The organism is Kitasatospora sp. NPDC056181, assembly GCF_042266225.1.
Taxonomy (GTDB): domain Bacteria; phylum Actinomycetota; class Actinomycetes; order Streptomycetales; family Streptomycetaceae; genus Kitasatospora.
This window is the reverse complement of sequence record NZ_JBHJUK010000034.1, coordinates 1-9,877: the sequence shown is the minus strand read 5'-3', so window position 1 is coordinate 9,877 and position 9,877 is coordinate 1. Positions and strand designations below refer to the sequence as shown.

Here is a 9,877-nt window from a genome sequence, read left to right as displayed (position 1 = left end):
GGGGGGGTGTTTTTTTTTTTTTTAATGACCGGGCGCTCGGGCCCGCGCGGGGCCGGGGGGGGGGGGGGCCCCCCCCGGGGGGGGGGGGCCCCCCACCGCCGTGTTCACCCTCGGTGTCCGCCGCCCCCGGCAGGCCCTCCGGCAAGATCCTTCCCGTCCCGCCACCCCTGTGAGGCCGGGCCCGGATGAGGCAGGATGGGAGGTGGAAAGGGCGGCCTCATTGCCGGCCACCACGTGCACTGAGGAATGAGGACCCCCATGAGCATCGACCCGTCGTCCATCCCGTCGTTCGGCATGCCGCAGGGCGGGCAGCCGGGTGGCGGCCAGGGCGGCCGACCGGCCGGCCCGCCGCCGATCATCGTCCCGGACCAGGCCCTGGTGACCCAGCTGCTGGACCAGATGCAGCTCAAGCACGTCGTGGACGAGGAGGGCGACCTCACCGCCCCCTGGGAGGGCTTCCGCGTCTACTACATGTTCCGCGGCGAGCAGAAGGAGCTCTTCGCGGTCCGCGCGTTCTACGACCGCGCCTACCCGCTGGAGAAGAAGGCCGAGATGCTCGACCTCATCGACGAGTGGAACCGTGAGACCCTCTGGCCCAAGGTCTACACCCACACCCACGAGGACGGCGTGGTCCGCCTGATCGGCGAGGCCCAGATGATCGTCGGCACCGGCGTGAACCTGGACTACTTCGTCACCACCACCGCCAACTGGACCCAGGCCGCCGTCGGCTTCGAGCAGTGGATCGTCGAGCGCCTCGGCCTTCAGAAGGAGATCGAGGGCGAGGAGGGCGACGGCGAGGCCCCCGAGGGCACCGACGAGGCCTGACCCCCCGAGCGTCAGCACACGGCACGGCCCGCCACCGGTACACCCCGGCGGCGGGCCGTCCTTGTCCCCGGCCGCCGCACGCGCCGGCGCCCGGTCCACCGATCGCAGTAAGGAGCAACTGATTACTATCCGACGGTAATCATTTCTGGGCAGGGGGAACGCCGCCTACGGGCGGCGCCCAATTACGGGGGAAACACATGTCGGATCCTGATGTGGCCTTGGAGCTCAAGGTCAATCCGGCCGAGCTGGACGGCTGCGGACAGAGCGCCCAGCACACAGGCGGTCTCATACCGGGCGAGACGTCGAAGATCACCGAGCCGTGCAACCAGGCCGCCACCGGTCTGCGGGGCTTTCTCACCGCCGCCGCCATCACGAACTGCGGCACGAACTGGAAGACGCTGCTGGACAAGCTCGGCGGCGACATGGGCGACGTCGGCACCAAGCTCGCCGCAACGGCCGCCTACTACCGCCAGGTCGAGAAGGACGTCCACACGAGCATGAGGAACCCGGCCGCCCCGGTCCCGGCCGAGCCGGACCCCTTCGGCACGACCGTCGTCCCGGGCCCCGTGAAGCCCTCCAGCGCGAAGGCGGCCGAGTAACCGATGGACATCAAGACCCTTTACGACGCCGACGTCATCGGCATCATCACCGCGAAGAACGCCTTCGACACCCTCGCCACCGCCTTCGGCCAGCACAAGGACAACTGGCAGACCGAGGTCATCGACCGGCTGAACCGCTCCCAGTGGACGGGCACCGCCGCCGGCCACGCCCAGGCCCGGATCCAGCTCCTGGAGAACGAGCTCCAAGCCGCCCAGCAGGAGATCGGCCTCGTCAGCAGGGCCCTGCAGGACGCCTACGACGGCTTCGCCGCCGCCCAGTCACACCTGATCAGCGCCCTCGACGACGCCAAGACCCACAAGCTGACCGTGGCCGCCGACGGCGGGATCACCTGGGACAACGACCCGAACTCCGCGAACTTCGCCGGCACCGACGCCGAAAACCAGGCCAAGCAGATCCAGGCCCGGATCACCGCCGCGCTCAACGAGGCCGACCACGCGGACCAGACCATCAACACCCGGCTCGCCCACCTCGCCACCAACGCGAGCAGCGGCACCGGCCTCGACTCCGCCACCGTGAAAGCCGACACGGACGCCGCGAACGCGCTCCAGCAGATCCCCGCCGCCGGCACCGACCCGAACAGCGTCAAGGCCTGGTGGAACGGCCTGACCGATGCTCAGCAGCAGCGGATCATCCTCAACCACCCGGACCAGGTCGGCAACCTCGACGGCATCCCCGCCGCCGCCCGCAACCAGGCCAACCGGACCAACCTGAAGAACCTGATCCAGGACCGCCAGCGCCAGATCGCCGACCTCGGCCCCGCGCCGGCCGCCACCGTGGGTACCGGCAGGTTCATCCGCCCGAACCCCGCCTACACGCAGTGGAAGGCCAAGCGCGACGCCCTGCAGGAGAAGCTCGACGGCTTCCAGTCCATCCAGGAGCGGCTCGACGGCAAGAAGGACGGTGGTGCGGGCGGGCCGAACTCCGACCCGCCGCTGCTGTTGCTGGGGATCGGTGATCAGGGGCAGGGCCGTGCGATCGTGTCCTGGGGTGACCCGGACAAGGCGCGCAACGTCTCGTCCCTGGTGCCCGGGCTGAACAGCACCATGGCGGGCGTCGGAGGCGGCGACGCCATGACGGCGAAGCGCATCTACGATGCCGCGGTGAACAGCACGGGGCCCAACGAGACGCCGAGTGTCGCCTCCGTGTTCTGGTTGGGGTACGACGCCCCGCAGTTGGACGGTCCATCGGTGCTCAGCGAGGACCGGGCGGTCGCGGGCGGGGCTGACTACAACAAGTTCCTCGCCGGGCTCCGAGCCACCCATGAGGGGGCGCCGGCGCACGTGACCGCTCAGGGGCACAGTTACGGATCCTTGCTGGTCGGGCAGGCGACGCAGCACCCGGGTGGCCTGGCCGCTGACGACATTGTCCTGGTCGGCAGCCCCGGTACCGGGGTGGACAAGGCGTCACAACTCGGGGTCGGCGCCGATCACGTGTACGTCGGCGCCGCCGAGAACGACCCCGTGGCCAATGCGCCGAGTCCCGGGATGGTCGGCGGTTGGGGCGCGTTCATCTACGAGGAGATGAATCACACGGGCAAGCAGTCGTGGTTCGGCGCGGACCCCGCCAGCGGGGACTTCGGCGGGCAGCGCTTCTCGGTGGCGGACGGGACCATCACCGACTCGCACGACAACTACTTCGGGAAGCACGGCGCGGGCGGCGACTCGCTCCCCAACATCGGGAAGATCGTGAGCGGCCACGGGAACACGATCACCCGGCAGGACCCGCGGTGAGGGCCCCGACATGGCGCGTGACCGTGCCGGGGGTCGTGCTGGCGCTCCTCGTCGGCTGGCTCGCCTGGCCGGAGCAGAAGGAACCCACCGTGCCGGTCGAGCAGGCGCAGCACCGGGTCGAGGGCGAACTCGCCGATGTCGCTGGGGCCTTCCACCCGGGGCTCCAGTGGGCTGAGACGAAGTTCGAGAGCAACCCCGACCTGACCGGGTTCTGCGGAACGTCCGGGTGCAGGAAGACGGGTCGCACGGAGATGATCGCCAAACAGGCGGCCCGGGTCCGGATCGCCTCCAGGCGGGGTCAGGAGCCGCTCGACCTCGTCCAGGCGCTCTGGAAGGGAAAGGGCTACCCGGTCGAGCGCTCCGAGGGCGCGGTGGAAGTGAGGGGCTCGGGGTTCACCCTCTGGTTCGCCGTGCGTGTGAACGGTTGCGCGGAGGTCCGAGCCACCCTGACCGATGTCACCGACACCACCGATTCCAACGGCAACGGCGGGTTCCTCCATGGACCGCTGAACTACGCCGACCAGTGCGCGACGGTCGACGACCCGTACTGGTCGAGCTGAGGCACGAGTCGGGCCGGGGCGGCGGGCGCGCATGCTTGTCCGCCGCCCACCGGCCGTCAGAAGATGTCCCCCACGACGAGCTGTGAGGAGCCTTTCGCATGGGAACCAGGCCGCTGCTGAACCGCAGGCTGGACGGGCTGGGCACGACGATCTTCGCCGAGATGTCGGCCCTCGCGACCGCCACCGGCTCGATCAACCTCGGCCAGGGCTTCCCGGACACCGACGGGCCCGAGGAGGTCCGCGAGGCCGCCGTCCGGGCGCTGCGCGACGGCCGAGGCAACCAGTACCCGCCGGGCCCCGGCATCCCGGAGCTGCGGCAGGCCGTCGCCGGGCACCAGCAGCGCTTCTACGGCCTGACGTACGACCCCGACACCGAGGTGCTGGTCACCGCCGGCGCCACCGAGGCCATCGCCGCCGCCCTGCTCGCCCTGCTGGAGCCGGGCGACGAGGTCATCGCCTTCGAGCCCTTCTACGACTCGTACTCCGCGTGCATCGCCATGGCCGGCGCCACCCGCGTCCCGCTCACCCTGCGCGCGCCGGGCTTCCGGCCCGACCTGGACGAGCTGCGGGCGCTGATCACCCCGCGCACCCGCCTGCTGCTGATCAACACCCCGCACAACCCCACCGGACTGGTCCTCACCCCCGAAGAGCTCGCCGCGATCGCCGGGCTCGCCGTCGAACACGACCTGCTGGTCGTCACCGACGAGGTCTACGAGCACCTGGTGTTCAGCGGCGGCCACCACCCGATCGCCGCCCTGCCCGGCATGCGCGAGCGGACCGTCTCCATCTCCTCCGCCGGCAAGACCTTCTCCTTCACGGGGTGGAAGGTCGGCTGGGTGACCGCGAGCGCCCCCCTGGTCGCCGCCGTCCGCACCGCCAAGCAGTACCTGACCTACGTCAGCGCCGGGCCGTTCCAGTACGCCGTCGCCGAGGCCCTGCGCCTCCCCGACGGCTACTTCGACGGCTTCCGGGCCGACCTGCTCCGCAAGCGGGACCTGCTCGGCGACGGGCTGGCGGCCGCCGGCTTCGCCGTGTTCCAGCCGCAGGGCACCTACTTCATCACCACCGACATCACACCGCTGGGCGAGAAGGACGGCGTCGAGTTCTGCCGCTCCCTCCCCGGGCGCTGCGGCGTCGTCGCCATCCCCAACGCCGTCTTCTACGACGACGCCGAGGCCGGACGGAGCCTCGTCCGGTTCACCTTCTGCAAGCGCGACGACGTCCTCGCCGAGGCCGTCACGCGGCTCCGGCAGCTCTGACCGGTCCGACCGGGTCGCCGCCCCCGCCGGAGGAGGCGGTGACCCGGCCCAGCCGGATCCGCCCACCCGGCGGGATCGGCGGGATGTGCTGACCATTCGTCAACTTGCCCGACGGGCGCGGCTTTTCGCTGCCTGTCGGGCATTCGGCATGCCTGTCGGGCAGGCCCGCGGGGGAGCATGGACCACCGTGCGCCGGGAGCGTGGGAGGGTGGGGCGCGCGGGGCTCGTGGGCGGCGTGCATGCAGAGCGCACGGCGCGTGGGCCGGTGCGAGGGGCGCGCGCTGTGCAGAGTCGCACACCGGGTCGATCAGAGCGGGGAAGCAGGCGCGCTCGAAACGGTGAATGCTTGACAAAGTTGGGTAAATCACCGGCGGACCCGGCGTATTCATGCTTCTCTGCTGCTGAATCTCCAGCCGGAATCCTTCCTTCCACGGTCGGCCGCGCCCTGGACCGCACAGCCACGAACAGCCTCGCCTTTGCCTGGCCCTACTCGCTGCTGCTCGGCGGGCGCGCACGGAGCTGAAACGCGGAGCCGAGCATGCTCACCACACTGCAGACCTCCTACACGGACACCCGCGCCGGTGACCTGGCCTGGTGCCTGGGCGGCGAAACCCTGCCCGCTCTCGCGGTCCGCAACCTGAGACTGGACGGTGCCGGGCGTCCCGGTCCGCCCGGCACCCTGCAGCTGCGGCTGCTCGGCGCATCGCACCAGGTGGTGATCGCCGCCGGACCGGGCGAGTGCCTGGAGACCGTCGCCTGCCTGCCCGGCCGCCGGACCCCGCTGCCGGCCCGGGTGGCCAAGCAGGTGGACGGCTGGGAGTACGAGTTCGCGGCCCGGATCGAGGCGCTGCCGCCGCACGACTTCGCCGCCCGCGCCCAGGAGTTGCTGGCCCTGGTCGAGGGGCACCCGCGCGGCCTGGCCGGGGTCTTCCCGGGCGACCCGAGCGCCTTCACCGCGCTGGTCGCCCAGGGCGGCGCGGACCGGCTGCTCTGGCGCACCTGGCACGCCTATCCGCAGGAGGGGCAGCTGGTCTGCACCCGCTCCTCGCTCGTGGTGTCCCGGTGAGCACGGCAACCGCGCCAGAGGCGCTCATACGGCGACAGATCGGCCCCCATTCGTACGCAGGAACGATCCGTCAACCCGACGTATCGCACTGTCCGTCGAATGGACGCAGCCACCCGTACCGAACGTCGCCTAGCGTTTGTTCGTGATCAACCATCCGGCCGGTCCCCCCGCACAGCCGGGACTCGACCTCGACGACGGCAGCCCACTCCGGCTCGGGCGGAGCCTGACCCCCCTGCCCGCCCGCCGTCGGTGCCGGCTGCGTGCCCGCCCCCGGCTCGCCCGGCTCACCGTCCTGCTGGCCTCGTTCGTCTGCGCGGCCTGCGGACTCGTCTACGAGCTGGAACTCGTGGCACTCGGCAGCTACCTGCTCGGGGACTCCGTCACCCAGACGTCCGTCGTGCTCTCCGTCATGGTCTTCGCGATGGGCCTGGGCTCCCTGCTCGCCAAGCGCCTCACCCGCCGCCCGGCCACCGCCTTCGCCCTGGTCGAGTGCGCGCTCGCGCTCACCGGCGGGCTCTCCGTCCTCGCGCTGTACTCCTGCTGGGCCTGGATCGGCCGCTACCAGGCCGCGATGGTCGGGCTGACCTGCCTGATCGGCGTCCTGATCGGCGCCGAGATCCCCCTGCTGATGACGCTCATCCAGCGCATCCGGCGCGAGGACGCCGGGCAGGCCGCGGCCGACCTCTTCGCCGCCGACTACGTGGGCGCGCTGATCGGCGGGCTGGCCTTCCCGTTCCTGATCCTGCCCACGTTCGGGCCCGGCACCGGCGCCCTGGTCACCGGCGCGGTCAACGCGGTCGCCGGGGCCGCCGTGGTGCTCTGGCTGTTCCGCGAGGAGCCGGCCCCGCGGATCCGGATGCTGCTCTGGTGCTGCTGCGGGCTCGTCCTGGCCGCCCTCGCCGCGGCCGCCGCCTGGTCCGGCGCGATCGAACGGGCCGCCCGGAGCGCCCTGTACGGCCCGCAGGTCCGCTTCGCCACCCACGGCCGGCACCAGGAGATCGTGCTCACCGGCCCGGCCGAGGGCCCGCTGCGGCTCTACCTGGACGGGCGGCTCGCGGTCTGCGGCCCCGACGAGTACCGGGGCAGCGAGGCGCTGGTCCACCCGGCGATGGCGGCCGGGCCGGACGCCCGGGTGCTGCTGCTCGGGGGCGGCGACGGGCTCGCCCTGCGCGAGGTGCTGCGGCACGGCGGGGTCCGCTCGGTCCTGGTCGTCGACGCCGACCCGGCGCTCACCCGGCTGGCCCGGACCGACCCGGGCCTGGCCGCGCTCTCCGGCCACTCGCTGGACGACCCCCGGGTCAGGACCGCCGACGCCGACCCGCTGGAGTGGCTGCGCAGCGTCCGCACGGGCGACCGCACCTTCGACGTCGTCCTCGCCGACCTGCCCGCCCCCGACGAGGCCGGCACGGTCAAGTTCCACTCGCAGGAGTTCTACGGCCTCACCACTCGGCTGCTCTCCCCCGGCGGGCGGATCGCCGTCCGGGCCGGCGACGAGCGGGCCGGCGACGAGCGGAGCGGCCTCTGGCAGGTCGAGTCCGGGCTGCGGGCGGCCGGCCTGCGGACCGTCCCGTACGCCGTCCAGGGCGGCGCCACCACGAGCTGCCGACCCGGGCCGGAGCGCAGCGGCGACGGTGGCGGCGACGGTGGCGGCGACGGTGGCGGCGACGGTGGCGGCGACGGCGGCGGCCAGACCTTCCTGCTCGCGGCCGCCGCCCAGCCCCCGCTCGGCCTCGCCCCGGACGCCCCGCCGCCCCGCGCACTCACCCCCGACGCCCTCCGCGCCGCCGCCTCCCGCCTCACCGCCCTCCGCCCGGCCCGCCCCCCGGCCGCCCTCACCCTGCTGGGGCCGCGGTGAGACGCCGGACGGGTGGGCGACGGGCCTTGGCGGCGGGGCCCCGGGCACGGTCCGGCGGGCCGACGGGCGCCGGGCGGAAAAGTCGGCGCGACAGGTGGGGGCCGCAGCGGGGACCATCGGGGGTCCGATCGGTAGGCTCCGTGGCATGGAGCATGAGGTTGTCGTCCCGATGCCGGCCGAGCTGGTCCGGCAGGCCCTGCTGGATCCGGCTCTGCTGGCCCGTTGCGTGCCGGGGCTCAGCACCGAGCCCGCCGCCGTCGGCAGCGGCCCCGCCGACGAGATCGGCGGACGGCTGAAGCTGCGGGTCGGCGCCTCCACCATCACCTACCGCGGCGTGCTGTCGCTGATCGAGGGCCGCGAGGGCGTGCTCACCGTGTTCGCCGAGGGCCAGGAGGCACGCGGCAGCGGCGAGGCGACCGCCACCCTCCGGGTCAGCGTCGCCGAGGGCGCCGAGGACGGCAGCGCACTGGTCCGGTTCACCGGCGACCTGAGCGCCACCGGGCGGCTGACCGAGTTCGACGAGGAGACCCTCGCCGCGACCGGCCGCCGTCTGCTGGACCGCTTCGCCGCCGCCCTCGCCTCCCCCGACGCGGAGGCGGACGTGGACATGGACGTGGACACGGATGCAGAGGCTGACGTGGACGCGGAGGCGGAGGCCGACACCGAGGCGGACGCGAAGGCCGCCCAGGAGGCCGAGGCCGAGGAGACCGCGGCGAGCGAGGAGACGGCCCAGGACACCGAGGACTCCGTCACCTCCGACGACGCCGAAGAGGCCCAGGCCGCCGAGGACACCGAGGACACCGAGGGCACGGAGGGCGCCGAGGAGGCCGAGGAGCCCACCGCCACCGTGTTCTTCCTGGACGACCACCAGAGCGAGCCCGGCGAGGACCTCGACGACGACCTCTCCGACCTGATCGCCTTCTCCGACGCCGACGCCGAGCGCTTCGGCCTGCCCACCGGCGACCCGGCCGGCCGCGAGGACGAGCACGAGGACTCCGAGGGCGCCGAGGATCCCGCCGCCTCGGAGGAGCCGCCCGCCGGACTCCCCGCCGAGCTGCCCTTCGAGTACGAGCAGGAGCCGGTGCTCAGCGGCCCCGTCCGCCGCAGCATCGTCGGCCGCTCCGCCGAGGAGGTGGACCACGCGCCGCCGCGCGGCCGCTACGCCCCCGCCCTGCCGGCCCGCAGCGCGCGGGCCCGGGCGGCGTCCCGCTGGGGCGGCGAGGCCGGGGGAATCGTGGTGCCGGGCCCGGGCGGCCGCAGTGCCGTGCCGTGGATGATCGGCGGCGGTGTCGCGCTGGTCGGCGGCGCCGTGGTGCTGGTCAGGGCGCTGCGCCGACGCTAGCCGGGCTCCCAGGGCCTAGACTGAACGCTCATGAGCAACGACCGCGACGCCCTGCTGGCACAGATCAAGGACAAGGCCGTCGTGCACGGCAAGGTCACCCTTTCCTCCGGCAAGGAGGCCGACTACTACGTCGACCTGCGCCGGATCACGCTGGACGGCCAGGCCGCCCCGCTGGTCGGCCGGGTGATGCTGGACGCGACCTCCCACCTGGAGTACGACGCCGTCGGCGGTCTGACCCTCGGTGCCGACCCGGTGGCCTCCGCCATGCTGCACGCCGCCGCGGCGCGCGGCCGGGAGCTGGACGCCTTCGTGGTCCGCAAGGCGGGCAAGGCGCACGGCCTCCAGCGCCGGATCGAGGGCCCGGAGGTCAAGGGCCGCCGGGTGCTGGCCGTCGAGGACACCTCCACCACCGGTGGCTCGGTGCTGACCGCCGTCGAGGCCCTGCGCGAGGCGGGCGCCGAGGTGGTCGGCGTCGCGGTGATCGTGGAGCGCGGCGGCGCCGCCGCGGTCGAGGCGACGGGCCTGCCGTACGTCACCGCGTACAACCTGGACGACCTGGGCCTCTGACGGCCCGAGTACGACGAAACGGCCCGGGGCCGGGTGCTGTTCCACGTGGAAC

9 protein-coding genes are annotated in these 9,877 nt (G+C 73.0%); all 9 read left to right on the top strand.

Annotation, left to right across the window (positions count from 1 at the left end; translation table 11 throughout):
- The first annotated feature begins 258 nt into the window (after positions 1 to 258).
- The 9 genes from ACFC1F_RS15775 (at position 259) to pyrE (ending at position 9,825) form a co-directional block, all read left to right on the top strand.
- Complete coding sequence (locus ACFC1F_RS15775) at positions 259 to 825, top strand: YbjN domain-containing protein (protein WP_376158689.1); 567 nt, start codon at positions 259 to 261, stop codon at positions 823 to 825.
- Between the two features lie 197 nt (positions 826 to 1,022).
- Positions 1,023 to 1,424 (top strand): hypothetical protein, encoded by a 402-nt coding sequence (locus tag ACFC1F_RS15770; RefSeq protein ID WP_376158688.1) that lies wholly within the window; start codon positions 1,023 to 1,025, stop codon positions 1,422 to 1,424.
- Between the two features lie 3 nt (positions 1,425 to 1,427).
- Positions 1,428 to 3,176 (top strand): alpha/beta hydrolase, encoded by a 1,749-nt coding sequence (locus tag ACFC1F_RS15765; RefSeq protein ID WP_376158686.1) that lies wholly within the window; start codon positions 1,428 to 1,430, stop codon positions 3,174 to 3,176.
- Complete coding sequence (locus ACFC1F_RS15760; RefSeq protein ID WP_376158684.1) at positions 3,173 to 3,736, top strand: hypothetical protein; 564 nt, start codon at positions 3,173 to 3,175, stop codon at positions 3,734 to 3,736. The genes ACFC1F_RS15765 and ACFC1F_RS15760 overlap by 4 nt, the downstream gene beginning before the upstream one ends.
- A gap of 98 nt (positions 3,737 to 3,834) precedes the next feature.
- A complete protein-coding gene (locus tag ACFC1F_RS15755; protein WP_376158682.1) occupies positions 3,835 to 4,995 on the top strand; it encodes a pyridoxal phosphate-dependent aminotransferase in 1,161 nt (386 codons plus the stop codon).
- A 538-nt stretch (positions 4,996 to 5,533) separates the two neighbouring features.
- Positions 5,534 to 6,061 (top strand): DUF2617 family protein, encoded by a 528-nt coding sequence (locus tag ACFC1F_RS15750; RefSeq protein WP_209415633.1) that lies wholly within the window; start codon positions 5,534 to 5,536, stop codon positions 6,059 to 6,061.
- 142 nt (positions 6,062 to 6,203) lie between these two features.
- Positions 6,204 to 7,916, top strand: coding sequence for a polyamine aminopropyltransferase (locus ACFC1F_RS15745; protein WP_376158680.1), 1,713 nt, complete (start codon positions 6,204 to 6,206; stop codon positions 7,914 to 7,916).
- Positions 7,917 to 8,061: 145 nt separating this feature from the next.
- Entirely contained in the window at positions 8,062 to 9,258 is a 1,197-nt protein-coding gene (locus tag ACFC1F_RS15740; RefSeq protein ID WP_376158678.1) for a hypothetical protein, read from the top strand.
- A gap of 30 nt (positions 9,259 to 9,288) precedes the next feature.
- The gene (gene pyrE / locus ACFC1F_RS15735; RefSeq protein WP_209415635.1) at positions 9,289 to 9,825 is read left to right on the top strand and encodes an orotate phosphoribosyltransferase; all 537 of its coding nucleotides are present in this window, start codon (positions 9,289 to 9,291) and stop codon (positions 9,823 to 9,825) included.
- The last annotated feature ends 52 nt before the right edge of the window (positions 9,826 to 9,877 follow it).

Coding starts and splice junctions, on each gene's coding strand:
- ACFC1F_RS15740 (WP_376158678.1), top strand. CDS start 8,062: ATGGAGCATGAGGTTGTCGTCCCGATGCCGGCCGAGCTGGTCCGGCAG.
- ACFC1F_RS15750 (WP_209415633.1), top strand. CDS start 5,534: ATGCTCACCACACTGCAGACCTCCTACACGGACACCCGCGCCGGTGAC.
- ACFC1F_RS15770 (WP_376158688.1), top strand. CDS start 1,023: ATGTCGGATCCTGATGTGGCCTTGGAGCTCAAGGTCAATCCGGCCGAG.
- pyrE (WP_209415635.1), top strand. CDS start 9,289: ATGAGCAACGACCGCGACGCCCTGCTGGCACAGATCAAGGACAAGGCC.
- ACFC1F_RS15755 (WP_376158682.1), top strand. CDS start 3,835: ATGGGAACCAGGCCGCTGCTGAACCGCAGGCTGGACGGGCTGGGCACG.
- ACFC1F_RS15765 (WP_376158686.1), top strand. CDS start 1,428: ATGGACATCAAGACCCTTTACGACGCCGACGTCATCGGCATCATCACC.
- ACFC1F_RS15775 (WP_376158689.1), top strand. CDS start 259: ATGAGCATCGACCCGTCGTCCATCCCGTCGTTCGGCATGCCGCAGGGC.